Origin of the sequence: Paenibacillus sp. J23TS9 (assembly GCF_018403225.1) — a bacterium.
In the GTDB taxonomy this organism is placed as follows: domain Bacteria; phylum Bacillota; class Bacilli; order Paenibacillales; family Paenibacillaceae; genus Paenibacillus_AQ.
The window spans coordinates 3,243,149-3,262,789 of the sequence record NZ_BOSG01000001.1 but is presented as its reverse complement, the minus strand read 5'-3'; the positions used below and the strand labels follow the sequence as shown (position 1 = coordinate 3,262,789).

Annotated in this window: 16 protein-coding genes; 13 read left to right on the top strand and 3 right to left on the bottom strand. The window is 47.5% G+C overall.

Annotation, left to right across the window (positions count from 1 at the left end; translation table 11 throughout):
* The 10 genes from KJS65_RS15225 (at nt 1) to KJS65_RS15180 (ending at nt 12,473) form a co-directional block, all read left to right on the top strand.
* Nucleotides 1-1,638 carry a S1C family serine protease gene (locus tag KJS65_RS15225; protein ID WP_213650528.1) on the top strand — a complete coding sequence of 546 codons (1,638 nt, stop codon included), beginning with the start codon at nt 1-3 and terminating at the stop codon, nt 1,636-1,638.
* A gap of 144 nt (nt 1,639-1,782) precedes the next feature.
* Nucleotides 1,783-2,472, top strand: a complete 690-nt coding sequence (locus KJS65_RS15220; protein WP_136604070.1) for a response regulator transcription factor — start codon at nt 1,783-1,785, stop codon at nt 2,470-2,472.
* A 2-nt stretch (nt 2,473-2,474) separates the two neighbouring features.
* Nucleotides 2,475-3,935, top strand: a complete 1,461-nt coding sequence (locus KJS65_RS15215; protein WP_213650527.1) for a sensor histidine kinase — start codon at nt 2,475-2,477, stop codon at nt 3,933-3,935.
* Nucleotides 3,936-3,989: 54 nt separating this feature from the next.
* Complete coding sequence (locus KJS65_RS15210; RefSeq protein WP_213650526.1) at nt 3,990-4,934, top strand: 4-hydroxy-3-methylbut-2-enyl diphosphate reductase; 945 nt, start codon at nt 3,990-3,992, stop codon at nt 4,932-4,934.
* Nucleotides 4,935-5,208: 274 nt separating this feature from the next.
* Nucleotides 5,209-6,261 carry a 3-deoxy-7-phosphoheptulonate synthase gene (gene aroF / locus KJS65_RS15205; protein ID WP_213650525.1) on the top strand — a complete coding sequence of 351 codons (1,053 nt, stop codon included), beginning with the start codon at nt 5,209-5,211 and terminating at the stop codon, nt 6,259-6,261.
* 250 nt (nt 6,262-6,511) lie between these two features.
* Nucleotides 6,512-7,936, top strand: coding sequence for a type I glutamate--ammonia ligase (glnA, locus tag KJS65_RS15200; protein WP_213650524.1), 1,425 nt, complete (start codon nt 6,512-6,514; stop codon nt 7,934-7,936).
* 548 nt (nt 7,937-8,484) lie between these two features.
* Nucleotides 8,485-10,074: a catalase gene (locus tag KJS65_RS15195; protein ID WP_244864585.1), complete on the top strand. Its 1,590-nt coding sequence runs from the start codon at nt 8,485-8,487 to the stop codon at nt 10,072-10,074.
* Between the two features lie 291 nt (nt 10,075-10,365).
* Complete coding sequence (gene serC / locus KJS65_RS15190; RefSeq protein ID WP_213650523.1) at nt 10,366-11,454, top strand: 3-phosphoserine/phosphohydroxythreonine transaminase; 1,089 nt, start codon at nt 10,366-10,368, stop codon at nt 11,452-11,454.
* Between the two features lie 126 nt (nt 11,455-11,580).
* On the top strand, nt 11,581-12,045 hold the full coding sequence (trmL, locus tag KJS65_RS15185; RefSeq protein ID WP_136606801.1) for a tRNA (uridine(34)/cytosine(34)/5-carboxymethylaminomethyluridine(34)-2'-O)-methyltransferase TrmL: 465 nt from the start codon (nt 11,581-11,583) through the stop codon (nt 12,043-12,045).
* 173 nt (nt 12,046-12,218) lie between these two features.
* Entirely contained in the window at nt 12,219-12,473 is a 255-nt protein-coding gene (locus KJS65_RS15180; RefSeq protein ID WP_136604076.1) for an AbrB/MazE/SpoVT family DNA-binding domain-containing protein, read from the top strand.
* A 298-nt stretch (nt 12,474-12,771) separates the two neighbouring features.
* On the opposite strand, the gene KJS65_RS15175 is transcribed toward KJS65_RS15180, so the two are convergent.
* Entirely contained in the window at nt 12,772-13,839 is a 1,068-nt protein-coding gene (locus KJS65_RS15175; RefSeq protein ID WP_213650522.1) for a phosphodiester glycosidase family protein, read from the bottom strand.
* Nucleotides 13,836-14,243 (bottom strand): hypothetical protein, encoded by a 408-nt coding sequence (locus KJS65_RS15170; protein WP_213650521.1) that lies wholly within the window; start codon nt 14,241-14,243, stop codon nt 13,836-13,838. The genes KJS65_RS15175 and KJS65_RS15170 overlap by 4 nt, the downstream gene beginning before the upstream one ends.
* A 431-nt stretch (nt 14,244-14,674) precedes the next feature.
* Between KJS65_RS15170 and KJS65_RS15165 the strand changes: the two genes are divergently transcribed.
* Nucleotides 14,675-15,331: a response regulator transcription factor gene (locus KJS65_RS15165; protein WP_213650520.1), complete on the top strand. Its 657-nt coding sequence runs from the start codon at nt 14,675-14,677 to the stop codon at nt 15,329-15,331.
* A 102-nt stretch (nt 15,332-15,433) separates the two neighbouring features.
* Nucleotides 15,434-16,657, top strand: coding sequence for an aminotransferase-like domain-containing protein (locus KJS65_RS15160; protein WP_213650519.1), 1,224 nt, complete (start codon nt 15,434-15,436; stop codon nt 16,655-16,657).
* Here the strand turns inward: KJS65_RS15160 and KJS65_RS15155 are convergent.
* Nucleotides 16,654-17,403 (bottom strand): DUF2161 domain-containing phosphodiesterase, encoded by a 750-nt coding sequence (locus tag KJS65_RS15155; protein ID WP_213650518.1) that lies wholly within the window; start codon nt 17,401-17,403, stop codon nt 16,654-16,656. The two genes, KJS65_RS15160 and KJS65_RS15155, sit on opposite strands and share 4 nt — an antisense overlap.
* A gap of 248 nt (nt 17,404-17,651) precedes the next feature.
* Here KJS65_RS15155 and KJS65_RS15150 point away from each other — a divergent pair, with 248 nt between their 5' ends.
* Nucleotides 17,652-19,547 (top strand): PrkA family serine protein kinase, encoded by a 1,896-nt coding sequence (locus KJS65_RS15150; RefSeq protein WP_213650517.1) that lies wholly within the window; start codon nt 17,652-17,654, stop codon nt 19,545-19,547.
* Nucleotides 19,548-19,641: the final 94 nt, after the last annotated feature.

Sequence of the window (19,641 nt, the reverse complement as noted above, 5' to 3'; positions counted from 1 at the left end):
ATGGACGAAAGAAACAGATCCGGTCAGCCTGAAGATGAATTTGAAAACGACACAATGAAGCGTCAAGATTCTACTGAATCGGGTTCCTCATATTACTATTCCTACGGACCGTTCCAATCGCTTGGAAAAGATAATGCCGAGCAGCATGGAATGGAAAGTCATAACCAGGAGGATGTCGAAATTACACCTCCGAATCCGGTTCGGCCGCTCCCGACCGTAAATCCTTATCTATCCACCACGGATCCCGGCAATGCCGGCAGAAACGGCGGCGGTACAGGAGGGAATGGCGGCAACAGTAATTGGCAGTTTAACCAGAAGCCTAAAACATCGGTCAAAACCGTATTGATTTCCTTTCTAGCCGGTGTAGTCGTCATATCGGCTCTGATGTTTACTTCAGACCGAATGAACCTGTTTACTCCAAATGCGGCAATGTCGTCGGCAGAGCAGCCTAGTACAACGGTATCCGCCGCACCGGAAAGCAGTGGCAACGGTGGAAATACATCAACGACTTCACTTCCTCTGAGCAAGCCGACAGATGTATCCGGTGTTGTGCAGGAAGCAGGACCAGCTGTCGTTAAGATTGAAACACTCGTGAAGCAAAGCAGCCGCAACTCCCAATCGCAAACGAATCCATTTTCGAACGATCCATTCTCTTACTTCTTCGGTGACCAATCCGGAAGCGGAAGTGACTTTGGCGATTCGCAATCAAACGGTGATTCCCAGTCCCAGTCGCAAAATCAATCGAAGTTGGTTCCATACGGAATTGGATCCGGATTTATCTACAATAAAGATGGCTATATCCTAACGAATGAGCATGTGGTCGAGAATGCAGATGTTATTCAGGTCACAATCGAGAATGACAGCAAGACATACGAAGCTAAGCTTCTAGGTAAATCCAAGGATCTGGATTTGGCCGTACTGAAAATCGAAGGCAAAAATAACTTCCCAGTGGTTCCACTTGGTGATTCCAATAGCCTGAAAGTTGGTCAACCGGTGGTTGCTATCGGTAACCCGCAAGGCTTTGACCATACCGTAACCAGCGGTGTGCTGAGTGCTCGTGAACGTTCCATCGATATCAAGGAAGAAACAGGTTCCGGTACGCGTAAATACCAGCATTTGCTGCAAACCGACGCATCCATTAACCCTGGTAACTCCGGTGGACCATTGTTGAACATGAACGGTGAAGTCATCGGCATGAACGTAGCTGTCAGTGCGGATTCCCAAGGCATCGGCTTCGCGATCCCTACCAGCACGATCAAGAATGTTGTTCAAAAGCTGGAAACCAATCAATCGATTCCAAAGGATCCAGTACCGTTCATTGGTGCAACGCTGATGACTTTGACCGATGAGGTAGCCAAGCAAATGGGAACTACGATAACCGAGGGCTGTGTTGTAGCAGAGGTTGTCTTCAAATCGCCGGCATATGAAGCGGATCTTCGTCCGTATGACATCATCACCGGTGTGAATGGCACGAGCTACAAGACTAATTCGGATCTCGTATCCTTTATCCAGAAACAAAAGGTTGGTTCCAACGTGACGCTGAATGTAGTCCGTAATGGTAAAAAAATGGACCTGCAAGTTACCGTTGGCGACAAGAACAAATATAATATTCCTTCTGAAAGTACCGATCAAGAATAATCAGAAGGCTGCGCCCACTTTGACAGCGGAAGGGAAGCTCCCTTCCGCTGTTGCTGTACAAAGATGCAAAGGTAAATATTCACTGCTACAATAGAAGTAACAACTTTTAAGTATAGAGTACAGGAACGAAGGAGCCATCCGTATATGCGATCGAAAGTATTAATTATTGATGATGACGAAAAAATTATTTCTATGCTGCGCAGAGGGCTGGCTTTTGAAGGCTACGATATTATTACGGCCAATAACGGGGCTGAAGGCCTGAAGAGCGTCCTGAACAATGAACCGGATCTGGTGATTCTGGATGTCATGATGCCTCAGGTTGATGGTTTTGAGGTATGCCGCCGCTTGCGCGAAGGTGGAATTCGTGTGCCGGTGCTCATGCTGACAGCCAAGGATGAGATTGAGCATCGGGTCAAAGGACTGGATCTTGGAGCGGATGACTACCTGGTTAAGCCATTTGCATTGGAAGAGCTGTTGGCACGCGTCCGGGCGCTGTTACGCCGGAAACCGGGACAAGAGGATGCTGAAGATCACCGTTTAGCGTTTGAGGATATTATTCTGGATGTCGATTCCAGAGAGGTGCTGCGTGGAGGCAAACGTCTGGAGCTGACAGCCAAGGAATTTGAGCTGCTGCACTTATTTATGCAAAATCCGAAGCGGGTATTGTCGCGGGATCTCATTATGGACAAGATTTGGGGTTATGATTATAGCGGCGAATCTAACGTCCTTGAAGTATATATAGCCATGCTGCGTCAAAAAATCGAAGAGCATGGAGGTAAGCGGCTTATTCAAACCATCCGTGGAGCGGGCTACATTTTGAGAGGTGACTCATAAACATGTCCATACGTTGGCGGCTAACCGCATGGTATACATGCATCTTGGCTGTAACTCTTATTTTGTTCGGGTCTGCTGTATATGGTGTGGTTCATTATAATACGTACTCCGAAATCAAAAAGAAAATTATGGATCAGCGCAAACAAATGCAGACAAATATTATTGTAGGTATATCTCAAGGACAGCTGAAATTTGATCTCGGACTTGAGACTACAACTGATTTTCAGTCTTCGCAAATTTTCGGACAGCTTCATAACTATCAAAATAACCAAAACCTTGTCACGAATAATCTCGCAAATTTGAAGAAGCTCTTTCCCATACCTGCTACAGCCAGTGCAACTAAGGTGAAGCAGTTTGAAACATATAAGCTGAACGGTAATCCATTCATGGTATATCAGGAACCGTTGATTTATAAAGATCAGTTGATTGGATTTCTGCAACTCGCTGTATGGACCGGACATGAGGAAGAATTGCTGAGGCTCCTTCGGAGTATTTTAATTATGAGTGCCACCATTATGCTGCTCATGGCAACCACCTTCGGCCTCTTCCTTGCGCGCAAATCTATAGCACCGATTGGCAAAGTCATTGAAGCAGCGGATCAAATCCAGAACGGTTCGGATCTCAGCGTACGGATTGCTTATGACGGTCCTCAGGATGAGGTCGGCCAGCTGATCAACACAGTCAATAACATGCTGGGACGCATGGAAGGCTTTTATAAAAACCTGGAAGATTCCTATGCCGCGCAGCGCCGGTTCGTATCCGACGCATCCCATGAACTGCGCACACCGCTGACCACGATCCGCGGTAATGTGGATTTGCTGCAAAAGATGTGGTCCAAGGATGATTCGGACCGTCCTAATATTGATGAGGCAACCCTTCATACGATGTCTCTGGAAGCAGTCAGCGATATAGCGGATGAATCCAAGCGGATGAGCAGGCTGGTGAGCGACATGCTGTCCTTGGCCCGGGCGGATACCGGACGGACGTTTGAGAAAGAGCCGGTCCCATTAGAAATTCTTGTTGAGGAAGTGGCCCGCCGGGCCCAAATGCTGCCGCGTCAAGCAGAGTGGATCACCGGAGATTTTTCCGTACTGAATGGTGTATATATTAACGGCAACAAAGATTATATGCAGCAGATGCTGTTCATTTTTATTGAGAACGCGTTCAAATACACCCCTGCAGGCGAAGTGGTGTTTGATGCCTTTATATTCAAAAACCAGGTAGGGATAAGGATTGCAGACACTGGAATCGGTATGGATAAGGAGGAAGTACCGTATATCTTCGACCGTTTTTACCGTGCGGATCAATCCCGCGGCGTTACCGAAGGTATCGGGCTTGGCTTGTCCATCGCCAAATGGATCATTGATGAACTGGAAGGATCGGTTGAGGTTGTAACCCGTCAAGGAGAGGGAACCACCTTCGTCATCTGGCTGCCGATCGTCTTTCCGACACCTCTCGAATAGGTTATAATGAATAATTGATAGCTTAAGCATGAGGAAAGCAGGTGGAGTCAACGTATGGAAGTCATTAAAATATCACCGCGCGGATACTGTTACGGTGTTGTGGATGCCATGGTGCTTGCGCGCCAGGCTGCACAGAATCTGGATCTCCCGCGGCCTATATATATACTGGGCATGATTGTTCATAACAGCCATGTCACCAACTCCTTTGAGGATGAGGGCATTATTACTCTGGATGGTGCGAACCGTCTGGATATACTGGATCAAGTGGAGAAGGGAACCGTTATTTTCACGGCTCACGGGGTTTCGCCTGAAGTACGTAAGATTGCCCGGGATAAGGGGCTCACTACAGTTGATGCAACCTGTCCTGATGTGACGAAGACGCATGATCTGATCCGGGATAAAGTGGCAGATGGGTATGAAGTCATTTATATCGGAAAGAAAGGCCATCCGGAGCCGGAAGGCGCCATTGGCATTGCGCCGGATCATGTGCATCTTATCGAGAAGGAAGAGGAAATCGCAGAACTCAAGATATCTTCTTCCCGAATCATCATTACGAATCAGACAACGATGAGCCAGTGGGATATCAAGCATATCGTGAAGCGACTCTTGGAGCTGTTTCCTTCGGCTGAGGTGCATAATGAAATCTGTCTTGCAACGCAGGTTCGCCAAGAGGCAGTAGCGGAGCAGGCTGGGCAGGCTGATCTGGTCATCGTGGTCGGAGACCCTAGAAGCAATAACTCTAACCGTCTCGCCCAGGTATCCGAGGAGATTGCCCATGTCACAGCATACCGGATTGCCGATATTACCGAGCTCAAACGCGAATGGCTGGAGGGCATATCGAAGGTTGCCGTTACTTCAGGGGCATCCACCCCTACACCGATTACCAAAGAGGTCATTAACTATTTGGAGCAGTATGATCCGAATAATCCGGAAACCTGGGATCTCCAGCGGACTGTGAACATGAATAAGCTGCTGCCTCCGGTAAAAACAAAAAGATAAACCGTAGAACAGGCTTTCCGATGACGGAAGGCCTGTTTTTTTATCGGAGTAAACAATTAATCGAGCCTACCCTAAGAAAAAAGGGACGTAGTCTTGACGTATGCAGACAAATGATATATAGTTACTTTAGTGATTAAAAGCATAAAAGCTAAAACGCGTTTAAGTAAATGGGTAAGAGACAAATATTATATTCTTTCCGCAAGCTTTCATTAAAAATGAAAATATAAAGCTGCGCAGCAGACTCTGCGCTTGGATACAGAAAGGAATGGTAATCATGATCGTTATTACATCCAACACGACACCGGAGGAACAAATTCAGGATATCGTTCGCGTCATTGAGAAAAACGGTTTGCAAGCTTCCATCTCCAGAGGTGCAGATCGCACGGTTATCGGACTCGTCGGCGCGGTGGATCCAACCATTGCAGAGCATCTGCGGCAGATGAAAGGCGTTGAAAATGTAGTGAAGATTACAAAATCATACAAACTGGCAAGCCGGGACTTCCATCCGGAAGATACGGTTATCGATATTAAAGGTGTAAAAATCGGCGGTGAAGAGCTCGTTGTTATGGGCGGTCCATGTGCAGTGGAATCACCAGCCCAAATTGATGAGATCGCAGCGCTGGTAAAAGCGGCAGGCGGACAGGTGCTTCGCGGCGGTGCATTTAAACCGCGTACAGGACCATACAGCTTCCAAGGCGTTGGCGTAGAAGGCCTGATTATGATGGCGGAGGCTGGTCAAAAGCATGGACTTCTGACGATCACCGAAGTCATGACACCGGAATATGTTGATATTTGTGCAGAGTACGCGGATATTTTGCAGGTGGGCACACGTAATATGCAAAACTTCGATTTGCTCCGCAAGCTGGGTACCTGCGGCAAACCCGTTCTACTCAAGCGGGGCTTCAGCGCGACATATGATGAGCTGCTCAATGCAGCGGAGTACATTTTAGCCGGAGGCAACCCGAATGTGATGCTCTGTGAGCGTGGTATCCGTACCTTTGAGAGCTACACCCGCAATACGCTCGATCTGTCGGCTATTCCTGTGCTGCAGCAGTTGAGCCATTTGCCTGTCATCTCCGATCCGAGTCACGGTACCGGACGCCGCGAGCTGGTGGAGCCGATGTCCAAGGCATCTGTCGCTGCCGGAGCCAATGGTCTTATTATCGAAATGCATACCGATCCTGACAACTCGATGACGGGAGACGGCGTACAATCGCTGTTCCCAGACCAATTTGCCGCTCTGCTGAAGGATCTGGAGAAGCTTGCTCCGATTGTCGGTCGTACGTTCAATACGGAAAAGGCGCCTGCAGAGGCATTTGTAGTCTAAGCCGTTTATTCATAACCAAACCATATATTGGCCTGCCTCACGGTTCCACAACCGTTGGCGGGCTATTTGTTTTTTGTTTTCATAGGCAAACACCCGATGTGTGAGGATACCTAACACAAATTAAAAAAATACCTGACATGGATATTGACGATGTCAGGTTTTCCGTTTTATAATGACGACATAAATATTAGATGCTGAACGTTCACGTTGAATATGTGGGTTAATGTTCGGATATTGGGAGGAAGAGATCATGTCGGTTGAAAACGTGTTGAAAACAATCAAGGATAATGCAATTGAGTGGGTAGATTTTCGCTTTGTAGATTTGTCTGGGCGCGCCCATCACATTTCTTTGCCTGCTAAAGAAGTGGATGAAGAAACGTTTGTGAACGGAGTAGCGTTTGATGGTTCTTCCATCCCCGGTTTCCGAGGCATCGAAGAATCCGACATGGTTATGATGCCTGATCCTGATGCGGCATACGTCGATCCTTTCACTGCACATCCGACATTAAACATTATGTGCAACATTTATACACCGGACGGCGAGCGTTATGAGCGCGATCCGCGCAGCATTGCAGCGAAAGCTGAGGAATTCCTGCAGGCTAGCGGCGTGGGAACAACGGCATTCTTCGCACCAGAGTCCGAATTCTTTATTTTCGATGATGTACGTTACGAAAGCACCATGAACAGTTCTTCCTTCTATGTGGATTCCGAAGAAGCCGCATGGAACACGAACCGCAAGGAAGAAGGCGGCAACCTCGGCTTTAAAGTGGGCGTTAAAGGCGGATATGTTCCGGTGGCTCCGGTCGACACCCAGCAAGACATCCGCAGCGAAATGTGCCGTTTGCTTGAAGAAGCTGGACTGCGTGTGGAACGCCATCATCATGAAGTGGCAACCGCAGGCCAGGCAGAAATCAACTTCCGTTTCGATACCTTGAAGAAAACAGCAGATAACCTGCTTGTCTACAAATATATCGTGCATAACACAGCTCGCCAATACGGTAAAGTGGCAACCTTCATGCCGAAGCCTCTTTTTGGAGACAACGGAAGCGGTATGCACGTTCACCAATCCATCTTTGACGGCGATACGCCTCTGTTCTATGAAAAAGGCGCTTATGCCAACCTGAGCGAGATGGCCATTCATTACATCGGCGGTATCCTGTACCATGCTCCGGCACTTCTGGCACTGACTAACCCGTCGACGAACTCGTTCAAACGTCTGGTTCCAGGTTATGAAGCGCCAGTGAACCTGGTATTCTCCAAAGGCAACCGTTCTGCGGCAATCCGTATTCCGGTAGCTGCTGTAACGCCAAAAGGCTGCCGCATCGAGTTCCGTACACCGGACTCCACAGCGAATCCTTACCTGGCATTCTCCGCAATGCTGATGGCCGGTCTTGACGGCATCAAGCGCAAAATCAATCCGGTTGAGCTTGGATATGGTCCAATGGACAAAAACATCTATGAACTCAGCGATGACCAAAAATCGCAAATCCGCAGCGTGCCTGGTACGCTGGACGAAGCACTTGACGCACTGAAAGCTGACTACGAGTTCCTGCTCGAAGGCGACGTATTCACAAAAGAATTTATCGATAACTTCATCGAACTGAAACGTGGCGAAGCGAAAGCCGTTGCGATCCGCATTCATCCGCATGAATATGGTTTGTACTTCGACTGCTAATCCTGAGTCATAAGAAAAGACTGTCCCGAAATATGGGGCAGTCTTTTTGTGTATGGTGAGCTTTGATGGACGCTGCGATTACGAAGCATTCCTCCAATCGCTGTTGTCCCCGAGTTTCCGGAGTATTCCTTAGTGGAAGAAACTCGGGGACAAAGGCGACCGCTGCCGCTTTTTCGGAATTGCTTCGTCCTCTCCGCTAGTTTTGCGTTGATTTCTACTTTGCTCTTATAGCAGGAGATTTTGTATGTATCTCCATCTTATTTAGGGTACGCCATTAAAGAATACAGGTTATGTTCAAGAGTATTTGAACATTTTATCGTTTCTTCGATAGCCTAATGTAAGGAATTGCACCCAAGCAACGTCCATTCTCGGAGTGTCCGCCTAAACGCCGTGTTATTAACGAATTATTCCGATAGGCTCACTGATATCATTCCTATTATCCCGTATACCTCTCTACCTCAATGGACACATTAACCAAATGAATAATACATAATTAGGAGATGTGAACAGTGATAGAGCATAATGACAATAAACATGACCACAGCGCGGTGAATCAGGCGGGGGCAAATGTCAGCAGCACAGCGGGGGAAGTGGAAAGGGATAAAACCCTTACTGACCGCCAGGGGCACCCGATATCGGATAATCAGAATGTGCGGACGGTGGGCAGCCGTGGACCGATCACGCTGGAGAACTATCACTTCCTGGAGAAGATCACCCACTTCGATCGTGAGCGTACACCAGAGCGAGTCGTTCATGCTCGGGGAGCAGGAGCGCACGGTTATTTTGAAAGCTATGGAACAGTAGGGGAAGAGTCGGTATCCCGATATACCCGCGCCAAGCTATTTCAGATCAAAGGCAAGCGTACCCCCGTGTTTGTGCGGTTTTCTACTGTGATACACGGAATGGGGTCTCCTGAGACGCTTCGTGATCCGCGCGGCTTCGCCGTGAAGTTTTACACTGAGGAAGGAAACTGGGATCTCGTCGGCAACAATCTCAAAATCTTTTTTATCCGCGATCCGTTGAAATTCCCTGATATGGTACATGCATTTAAGCCGGATCCGGTTTCCAACGTGCCGGGACCTGTCGGGATGTTCGATTTTGTATCCAAATCACCAGAAGCGACCCATATGATTACGTTTATTTTCTCACCATGGGGAATCCCGGCCAATTACCGGCAGATGCAGGGTTCGGGTGTGAATACGTATAAGTGGGTGAACGCGGAAGGCGAAGCGGTACTCGTGAAGTATCATTGGGAGCCGATTCGACAGGGCATCAAAAATTTGACGCAGAAGGAAGCCAAAGCAATTCAAGGGATGAATGACAGCCATGCGACTCAGGATCTTTATGAAGCGATCAAACGCGGGGATTATCCGGAGTGGGAGCTGTGCGTGCAAATCATGAGCGATGATGATCATCCCGAGCTTGATTTTGATCCGCTGGATCCAACCAAGCTATGGCCGGAAGATCAGTTCCCTTTTCTGAAAGTGGGCAAAATGGTGCTTGATCGTAACCCGGAAAACTACTATAACGAGGTGGAGCAGTCGGCCTTCGGTACCGGAGTGCTTGTCGACGGACTCGACTTCTCGGACGACAAGCTGCTCCAGGGACGCACATTCTCCTACTCAGACACCCAACGCTACCGGGTAGGGACCAACTATCTCCAACTGCCGATAAACGCGCCTAAGAAGCGTGTGGCGACCAATCAGCGTGGAGGTCAGATGCAGTATTTTGTAGATATGGCACCCGAGCAAAGCCCGCATGTGGATTATGAGCCATCGATGACGGATGGTCTGGTCGAAGCTGAGCAGAACGCGGCACCTCACGAGCCGGAATATCATGCCAAGCTCCAGCGTCAGAGAATCGAGCGTACCAATGATTTTAAACAGGCAGGACATACGTACCGCTCGTTTGAAGACTGGGAAAGGGAGGATCTCATTAACAATCTCGTGGATGCCCTCAAACAATGCGATCCGTCCATTCAGGAACAGATGATTCGAAATTTCACGCAAGCGGATGAAGAGTACGGACGCCGTGTTGCGGAGGGGCTGGAAAAAGCACGGAAAGAGTCTTCCGGTGATCAGCGGGAGGAAGCGGTGCATGACGCAGAGCGCATGGGCCATGAAGCGGATCCCTATTAATGTCAATATGATGACTATTGCCTGTCCGCCCTGGCGGATGGGTATTTTTTCGTGTATCAGCGGGTTGATGTCATCTCATTTGGAATGTGAATATTTAGCTTTCCTTTGGTCCGGATAAATCATATATTTTATTTCTGTAAAGCTTTATTTGAGTAAAAGAAATATGCTAAAGTGGATGGAAAGGGAATTCATTTCCGGGACAAGCGCTTGTGCATTTTGGCACTTGATGCTCCCTGGGATACCTGCTATCATTTTATAAAATCAGTTACAGAGAGAGGATGGGGAGTTATCGTGAGCAAGAGAGCTTATAATTTCAATGCGGGGCCAGCGGCACTGCCGCTTGAAGTTCTGACACGCGCACAGGCAGAATTTGTTGATTTTCGGGAAACAGGCATGTCCATTATGGAAATGTCGCATCGGGGCAAAGTCTATGAGGAAGTTCATCATGAAGCAGAAAGCCGCCTTTTATCTCTTCTGGGCAATCCTGATGGGTACAAAGTGTTGTTTTTACAGGGTGGAGCGAGCACGCAGTTTGCCATGATCCCGATGAATTTTCTGTCTGCAGGCAAAACGGCAAGTTATGTTCTGTCCGGCAGTTGGGCTGATAAAGCGGTCAAAGAAGCAAAGCTGATCGGTGAAACGCATATTGCTGCTACATCGGAAGCAGATAAGTTTATGTCCATCCCTGATCTCAGCAGCATTGAAATTCCAGAGAACGCTGCGTACCTGCATGTGACTTCCAACGAGACCATCGAGGGTACTCAGTACCAGCAGTATCCCCAAACGGGCAACGTTCCGCTGATTGCTGATATGTCGAGTGATATTCTCTGCCGTCAACTGGATGTGAATCAGTTCGATTTCATCTATGCAGGGGCTCAGAAGAATCTTGGTCCTTCCGGGGTAACGGTTGTCATTGCCCGTGAAGAAATGCTGGCCGATTCTCCGAAGCATATTCCAACAATGCTGCGTTACAGTACGCATTTAAAGAATGACTCTCTGTATAACACCCCTCCTTCCTTCTCTGTATATATGGTGAACGAGGTATTGAAATGGATTGAAGAGCAGGGCGGACTTGCGGGCGTTGAGCAGGCTAATCGCAAGAAAGCTGGCCTAATTTATGATATAATCGATAGCAGCGAAGGCTTCTATCGCGGTCCTGTCGATGCCGGCAGCCGTTCTATAATGAACGTTACATTTAAGCTGGCATCTGAAGAACTCGAGAAGCAGTTCATCAAGGAAACGGAGCAGGCAGGATTCGTAGGTCTGAAGGGTCATCGCAGTGTGGGCGGGTTACGCGCTTCCATTTACAATGCGGTACCTTATGACAGCTGCAAAGCTCTGGTGGATTTCATGGCCGATTTCCAAAAAAGTCATGGATAATGCAAGCTGACGAAAAATCAGCCTGTTGAACGCAAAGCCTTTCGCCTAATGGGTGGAAGGCTTTTTCGTTACGATAAAAGAAGAAAAAAATGATTTGAATTACAACTTAAGGATGGAGTGAATGATATGGCACTGCATATTGTGCTTGTAGAACCTGAAATTCCGGCAAACACCGGCAATATCTCAAGAACCTGCGCAGCCACAGGGATCCATTTGCATTTGGTCCGGCCGCTGGGCTTCAGTACAGATGATTCGAAGCTGAAGAGAGCAGGACTTGATTACTGGTACGCGGTTAATCTTGAATATCATGATTCGTTTGCGGAGGTCCAAGAGAAATATCCGGAAGGCCGCTTCTTTTACGCAACGACAAAAGCCGACAAAAGATACAATGATATAAAGTTCCAAGACGGGGATTTCCTTGTGTTCGGAAAAGAAACGAAAGGACTGCCTCCTGAGCTGCTGGCTGCGAATCCCGAGACTTGTATCCGTATGCCAATGACCGATAAGGTCCGCTCTCTGAACCTGTCCAACTCCGCAGCCATTATCGCTTTTGAGGCACTGCGCCAGCTGGATTTTCCTGGCATGAAGTAAGTTTCTAAAAGAAAGAAATAAAAATTCGAAATGTTAGCAGGATTCGACATCCTCATATAGAACTATTAAGAAAGACCCATTTTTTTTGGTTGGAAAGACGTTTTAACATGCCAGGGAGTACTTTCTAATCATAAAAGAAGTTGACTAGTTAATAGGAGAGGTGTAGTTGGTCTATGAAACCTGCTGGTGTAGTTCGCAAAGTCGATCAGCTGGGAAGAATTGTCTTACCCAAATCGTTGCGAAAACGGTATCAGATGAATGAGGGGGACCCTGTCGAGATTTTAGTGCAGGGAGATCATATCATCCTGGAACGTTATCGTCCCAAATGTGTATTCTGCGGCTCCATGGATGATGTGAGCGAATTTAAAGAACGTTATATCTGTGGTCAATGCCAAGTCGATATGGCGCAGCTTCAAAAACATGCATAACCATCATTTCAGGCATCACGATGATTCGTGGTGTTTCTTTTTTGTATCGGATGTCCGGTAAAAAAGACAAGAAAAAAAGGCTTCCTTGTTCAGGAAGCCTTCTTGGCCTAAAATTACAGACCTTTGGTTTTATCCTCGTTAAAACCTGCGGTTAAGATGCCAGCCAGGAACATAACAAGCACCAATGCAATAATCCAAAAAGTTAATGAGAACGACATGAAGGCCACCTCCCGCTATACTACCATGCTCATTAAGAATATTATACCCAGACTTTCACAAAAAATAAATGAGTATTGTTTTATTTGTAGAATAAAAAATGTGTTGGAACCGGCCGCAGACTTCCATCTGACGGATTATTAACCACTCTTCCGTTTACAATAAGGGATGAAGAACCACCGCCATCCAAATTATAAGCATCCTTTATGCCCAGTCCATACATCTTGTTCTGCAGCTCTTGGAGCGTAGCGCCTGAGCTTCCGCTTTCACTATACCCGTCAACTACGATGATGAGCAGCTGATCATCTTTATAATTACCAATGACGGTACGAGGGGCACGCTTCGGCGAAACCTGCCATTTTTCCGGAATCGGCATGGGTTGTCCATTTTTAAGAAGCACGGGTACGAATGTGGCTCCGAATTTTGGCTTCAGGCTGTCGAGCTCTGTTTTGTTGCTGAACTTTCCTCCGATTAGCTTGCCGGAATTGTCCATACCCACGAAGAACAGATCCTTGAAGCTTGATTCAAAACCGGTCAAGTATTGTCCGTTCATGACCGTGGTACTGAGCGGATAGCGTTTACCACCGTTGTCGGCAAAGCCTCCGGCATTGATGCCTGCTACGGCTCCGTGTCTGCTCACGGCCTGCATAGTGGTTTCAGAGCTGCCTATGTTATCCCGTCCCAGACTCATCTGCATAGCGGCAGGATCCTTGAGCTTCACCTTCATGGCGTAACCTTTGTAAACACCCGGATTTACCTTATACAGCTCGATACGGATGCGGTCGCTTTCCACCCGTTCAAAAGGAACGCCAAGCTTGGCAGTAATCCGCCGGTTGTATAAGTACTCCGGGCGAACCGCCTGTGTTTTTGCATTCGTGACAATCGAATTCATGGTTGTGGTCGTTTGCTTGTAAAGTGCCGATGTCTTGCGGATGGAAGAGATGGTCACCTTTACAGACTGGTCAGCTTTGTCCAAATCCTGCTTAAGTATTGCAGTCCGATCCTTTAGTGTAACATCAGGAACATAGGCTGCGGTATCGACCTCAACATGTACGGGTGTAAAGCTGAATAATAGAAATAGAAAAAGTCCTAAAAAGGGTGCAGTCGCAAGCAGGAAAAACCGGTTGATCTGTTTCATTTCTAAGTTCATTTGAGCAGATCCATTTTCTGCTGCAATGTATTCAGCTGTTTCTTGACTTCATTCAGCTGCGTGTACAGCTTATTGCTGTTATCCGTTTTGCTGGTGGCATTGTCTTTGGTAAACGTCAGAAGCTCATTAAACGACTGCACCTTGCTTTCAAGCTCCTTTACTTCACCGGACAAAGCTTCGAATTTTGCTTCGTAGCTCATCTTCAGCTCGTTCATCTGTTTGTGTGAATCTGCCTGAAGCTGCTGGAGCATTTCATGCTTCACATGATTGCTGTATAAATAAGCGGCTGTAATTCCTGCAGCTATGAGCAATATCCAAATAAGTAAGACGAGCTTCACTGAAGGGGATTTTTCCCGTTTTGTCCGGTTCTGATAAGGTGCGGATGGCTGTGTCGAAGATTGCATTATCATCACCCCGGTTACAACTGGATTTTTAAAAATATCAGTACTATAAACTTCTTGACCACACATCATGGTATCGCAAGAAAACTCCGCAAAACATGCACTGTCTTCTGGGAAACTCCTATAAAGAGCCTTTTCTTGCCAGCCCTCATTCTAACATTCCCCTGCTCTTTTCGCAAAAATGAATCTAAAGTCACAGAAAAGCCTAAAAAGAGATTGCACCACATGGAAGCGTTGCGATACAATCTTGTTAGATTATTTGCAGCAAAGGCATGAAAAAGCGCAACTTTAACAAAATTTACTAAAAAACACCTCCGACACCATTTTATACACTTCATACGTCTTGAAACAAGCATTTAACGCGTTATTCAACATAGCTGAATTATACGTTTATGTAATCATTCCACTCTATTTAGCAGGGGGTTTCAATTGAAATGACGAAGGTTTGGCGGGTCGTGATTATAGACAGTCACCCCACAAGTATGCTGGGAACCAAATTGATTTTGGAAGAAAAGGAAGAGCTAAAAGTAACAGGCATGGCCTCAAATTGGGATGAAGGACTGATACTCGTCATGGAGCAGCAGCCGGAATTGGTGCTGTTGGACTACCAAATGCCGGAAGGAACAGCAGAAACTCTGCTTGAAAAAATGACGCATTCATCCCCAGCGAGCCATATTATTATTTTGACGGATACTGATGGGATCAAGCTGCTGCATTCGGTGGTGAATCTCGGAGGAAGCGGAATTTTGTCGAAGCAGGCGTCCGCGGCACAGCTGATGCTTATGATTGACGGTCTGCGCGAAGGACTCGCAACACTTCCGATGGATTGGCTGAAGAACGGTATTTGGCAGGTTCAGCAACCGGTTATCGATGGTGGACTTTATCATTTGACGGATACGGAGATTTTCATTATGGAGCGGATCGTTCAGGGGATTACCTATGACAAGATTGCGACAGAAATTGCGGTCAGCCGGCGATCCATCGATAATTATTTGCGTAAGATATATGTGAAGCTGGGAGTATCCACCCGGGCGCAGGCCATTGAAAAGTTTGCACTTACAACGCGTCAAAAAAGTCCTGTTTTCAGTTAAACCACGATATATATACATGTGAGGATTTTATGGAATCCTGATATGGGCTATAGATACAAGGCAGAGAACGGTGGATTGGAACTGGAAGAAGGAGGAGATATCATGCAGTATTCCTTTGCGGAACGCACGAAGGCTATGTTGTCGTCACCGCTTCACTTCATGAGATCACTGTCTACACGGGATTCATTTATCTCTTTCGCGGAGGAGCTTCCTGCGGAGGAGTTGTTCCCGGTATCATCACTGGAGGCTGCCGCGGCAGCCGTCATATCGAAAAGCCCTGCGGCGCTGCAGTACGGCGAGCCTCAGGGCTATTTGCCGCTGCGGAAGTGGCTGTGCGCAAACTTCAAGCAGATGAAACATACGGATGTGGATGCGGCCCAAATTCTGCTCACTACAGGCAGCCAGCAGGCTGTGGATCTCCTTGCCCGTGTATATGTGGAGCCCGGGGATCCTGTACTGGTCGAACATCCGACTTCACCGGGATTTCTGCAGATTCTGAAAATGCAGGGGGCTGTCATCGTTCCTGTGGAAGGTAATGAGGACGGGATCAGTCCGGAGCATTTGCTCCAGCAATTGGAGAGTTTAAGACCCAAGCTGCTGCTGGTATCCCCAAACTTCACGAATCCCACAGGAGTTCTGTGGAGTCTTGAGCGGCGCAAGGAAGTACTGGAGATTTGCAAATCACGCAAGCTTCTGATTGTGGAAGACAATTCTTATGGAGATCTGCACTTCGGGGGAATAACCGAGAAGAAGTTTTATACCGAGTATCCTTCCTTGTTTTCGCTTGATGATTCGGGTAAGGGAGGTCAAGTGCTGTATATCGGCTCTTTCAGCAAGACGGTGGTTCCGGCGCTCCGTACAGGCTGGGCTGCGGGGAACAAGGCGATGATCGAAACCATGGTCATGGCCAAACAGCTGGCTGACTGGCAGTCGAGCCATTTTAACCAGTGCCTGCTGCATTATCTGCTTGAATCTTCGACGTTTGATATTCATGAGCATGTTCAGATGCTGAATCGTGAATACGAGACCCGGCTGAAGCTGATGACTGAGCTTTTGAAACGTCCGGCATGGAAAGGTGCCCGTTTCGAAGTGCCCAAGGGCGGTATGTTCATTTGGGTAAAGCTCCCGGAGGCACTGGACAGTGTGGCCCTCTTGAAATGCTCTTTGGATAAGGGAGCGGCCTTTTTACCCGGAACGCTTTGCTATGCAAAAGGGGAAGGCAGTGAATATATCAGGCTGAACTTTACCCATCCGGGCAGGGATGAACTGCTCCTGGGTATGAATTTGATCGGAGAGGCTATCTCAGAATTCACGGCCCGAAGCTAGCGCTTTTTAGATTTCTGTTCAACTGCCGGAGATGCAGGGGCGGTTTCGAGTACCCCCGCATATAGATTGAGACTCTCCGCACCGGCTGGAGTAAGCGCATAACGCCCGCGCCCGATCCTGTCGAACCAACCGTAATAATTGCTTCGAAGGATACTTGCTGTGTTCCCTATCCCAGTCAGATCCCGCAGTGAAGCGGGAGAAGCGCCTTCGGGCGGAGCACTTGCCAGTGCGAGCGCAACTCGCAGTGCCTTTTCACGGTAAGCAGTCATCAGCTTCGCACGGCTGCTGCCGCCGATATTGTAATCGCCGCTGCGTTCATGAAATTCATATAAGAGCCGTTCCTTACGTCTTTTCTTGATGCTTTTGACTGGTTCTTGTTGATTCGGCTCGCATAGAACCTCGACGAAAGGTTTTTTTGTTTTGAAAAAGGTAATGGTAATCAGTCCGAAGCCCAGCTTGCGGCATAACCTCGTGATCTCGCCCCAACGCTGGTTCACTGCTCCGCGCTTGGTTCTGCTGCGTTCTACCGCCAAATATACCTGTGAGCTCATTTGTTGACGTTCCATCCCCTGCAAAAGCAGTGCGAGATTGAACGTTTTTTTCATTTCGACAATCAGAGGCTCGCTTTTCTCCGGATGAACCCCAACCAGATCGCAGTTCCGAACCTCTCCCTTGATTTCATATCCTTGCTGTTCGAAAAAAGCCTTCAACGGCTCATACAGCTCGGTTTCATGCTGTACGGTCATGAACATTCCCCTTTGCTAAAAGTCGGCCAAGCCGTTCCTTCTTTCGTTTCCTATATTATAACATTTGATAAAAGACAATCCTCCTTTTGCGAAAAAATAGGTCAACTAATCCCCATAATCAGCATAGGTATGTAATACACTTTTTGATTAGGATAATGTGAAAATCGGGATCAAATGGGATGAAGTTGACCCTTGACGCTTTGATCGAATTTTTGACAACTCAAAACGTAGTCATAGGAGGTACTAGCATGGATATTTTCGAACGCGTAGCGGCCTATCGGGCAGAAAGCGATCAACTTGCGTGGAATGGCACTTTTAAAGATTATATTGAACTGCTCCGTCAAGATCCTTCAGCGGCAATCACCGCTCATGCGCGCGTGTATGACATGATCAAGTCGTACGGTGTGGAGGAGGTGGGCGGCCATAAACGCTATAAATTTTTTGAACAGGAGATTTTCGGGTTAGACCGGTCTGTGGAGAAGCTCGTAGAGGAGTATTTCCACTCTTCCGCGCGCAGGCTCGATGTCCGTAAACGGATATTGCTCCTGATGGGCCCGGTAAGTGGTGGTAAATCTACACTGGTGACACTCCTGAAGCGGGGATTGGAAAAATTTTCACGGACAGAGCAGGGAGCCTTTTATGCGATTGACGGATGCCCGATGCATGAGGAACCACTGCATTTGATTCCGCTGGAGTTAAGGCAAGAGGTAGAGCAAGAGCTGGGGGTGCGCATTGAAGGGAATTTATGCCCATCCTGCCAAATGCGCCTGAAGCAGGAATACGACGGTGATATCGAAAAGGTACCTGTGACCCGGGTGATCATATCCGAGGATGCCCGTGTAGGGATTGGTACATTTAGTCCTTCAGATCCAAAGTCACAAGATATTGCCGACCTGACAGGCAGCATCGATTTTTCAACGATCACGGAATTTGGCTCGGAGTCGGACCCGCGGGCATACCGCTTCGATGGAGAGCTGAATAAGGCCAATCGCGGCTTGATGGAGTTCCAGGAAATGCTCAAGTGTGACGAGAAGTTTCTGTGGAATCTGCTGTCACTTACCCAGGAAGGTAATTTCAAGGCAGGGCGATTTGCGTTAATATCGGCGGATGAGCTCATTGTGGCCCATACCAATGAATCCGAGTATAAGGCGTTTATATCCAATAAGAAAAATGAGGCACTGCAATCACGGATGATTGTTATGCCGATCCCATACAATCTTAGAGTTTCAGATGAAGAGAAAATTTACAACAAGCTGATTCTGCAAAGCGATATGAAGCATGTGCATATTGCGCCGCATGCGCTTCGATCCTCTGCTATTTTCTCCATACTCACTCGTCTGAAGGAAACGAAAAAGCATGGAATGGATCTCGTCAAAAAGATGCGGATGTATGACGGGGAAGAGATTGAGGGCTTCAAGGAAGCAGACCTGAAGGAAATGCAGACCGAATATCTGGAGGAAGGTATGTCCGGCGTGGATCCACGCTATGTCATTAACCGGATTTCCAGTGCTTTGATTAAGCAGGATCTTCAGTGCATTAACGCACTGGATATTTTGAGAGCGATTAAGGACGGACTGGATCAGCATGCCTCGATCAACAAAGAGGAGCGGGAACGTTATTTGAATTTTATCGCCGTTGCGCGTAAAGAATACGACGAGCTCGCGAAAAAAGAAGTGCAAAAGGCGTTTGTCTACTCTTTCGATGAGTCTGCCAAGACGCTATTTGAAAATTACTTAGATAATATCGAGGCTTTCTGCAATATGTCCAAAATTCGTGATCCGCTGACAGACGAGGAGATGAATCCGGATGAGCGGTTGATGCGCTCGATTGAAGAGCAGATCGGCATTTCGGAAAATGCCAAGAAAGCGTTTAGGGAAGAAATCATGATCCGCATTTCGTCCTATTCACGCAAAGGAAAGAAATTCGAATACCATAATCATGACCGGCTGCGTGAAGCTATCGAGAAAAAGCTGTTTACAGATTTGAAGGATATCGTCAAGATCACCACATCCACGAAAACGCCGGATGCGAACCAGCTCAAGCGAATTAATGAGGTCAGCAAACGTCTTATGGATGATCACGGGTACTGCCCGGTCTGTGCGAATGAATTGCTGAAATATGTGGGAAGCCTGCTGAACCGATAAACAATTAAACCGTCCTCGGAAGAGGGCGGTTTTTCGCTGTTTGCTATAAAATATAAAAAAAACAGTTCAAATCTAGTGGATAAGCTGTCGATAT

Bases quoted from the DNA above. Each gene is read 5' to 3' on its own strand.
- aroF (WP_213650525.1), top strand. From the start codon at position 5,209: ATGATCGTTATTACATCCAACACGACACCGGAGGAACAAATTCAGGAT.
- glnA (WP_213650524.1), top strand. From the start codon at position 6,512: ATGTCGGTTGAAAACGTGTTGAAAACAATCAAGGATAATGCAATTGAG.
- trmL (WP_136606801.1), top strand. From the start codon at position 11,581: ATGGCACTGCATATTGTGCTTGTAGAACCTGAAATTCCGGCAAACACC.
- KJS65_RS15170 (WP_213650521.1), bottom strand. From the start codon at position 14,243: ATGCAATCTTCGACACAGCCATCCGCACCTTATCAGAACCGGACAAAA.
- KJS65_RS15175 (WP_213650522.1), bottom strand. From the start codon at position 13,839: ATGAACTTAGAAATGAAACAGATCAACCGGTTTTTCCTGCTTGCGACT.
- KJS65_RS15225 (WP_213650528.1), top strand. From the start codon at position 1: ATGGACGAAAGAAACAGATCCGGTCAGCCTGAAGATGAATTTGAAAAC.
- KJS65_RS15215 (WP_213650527.1), top strand. From the start codon at position 2,475: ATGTCCATACGTTGGCGGCTAACCGCATGGTATACATGCATCTTGGCT.
- KJS65_RS15155 (WP_213650518.1), bottom strand. From the start codon at position 17,403: ATGACCGTACAGCATGAAACCGAGCTGTATGAGCCGTTGAAGGCTTTT.
- KJS65_RS15220 (WP_136604070.1), top strand. From the start codon at position 1,783: ATGCGATCGAAAGTATTAATTATTGATGATGACGAAAAAATTATTTCT.
- KJS65_RS15180 (WP_136604076.1), top strand. From the start codon at position 12,219: ATGAAACCTGCTGGTGTAGTTCGCAAAGTCGATCAGCTGGGAAGAATT.
- KJS65_RS15160 (WP_213650519.1), top strand. From the start codon at position 15,434: ATGCAGTATTCCTTTGCGGAACGCACGAAGGCTATGTTGTCGTCACCG.
- KJS65_RS15165 (WP_213650520.1), top strand. From the start codon at position 14,675: ATGACGAAGGTTTGGCGGGTCGTGATTATAGACAGTCACCCCACAAGT.
- KJS65_RS15210 (WP_213650526.1), top strand. From the start codon at position 3,990: ATGGAAGTCATTAAAATATCACCGCGCGGATACTGTTACGGTGTTGTG.
- KJS65_RS15150 (WP_213650517.1), top strand. From the start codon at position 17,652: ATGGATATTTTCGAACGCGTAGCGGCCTATCGGGCAGAAAGCGATCAA.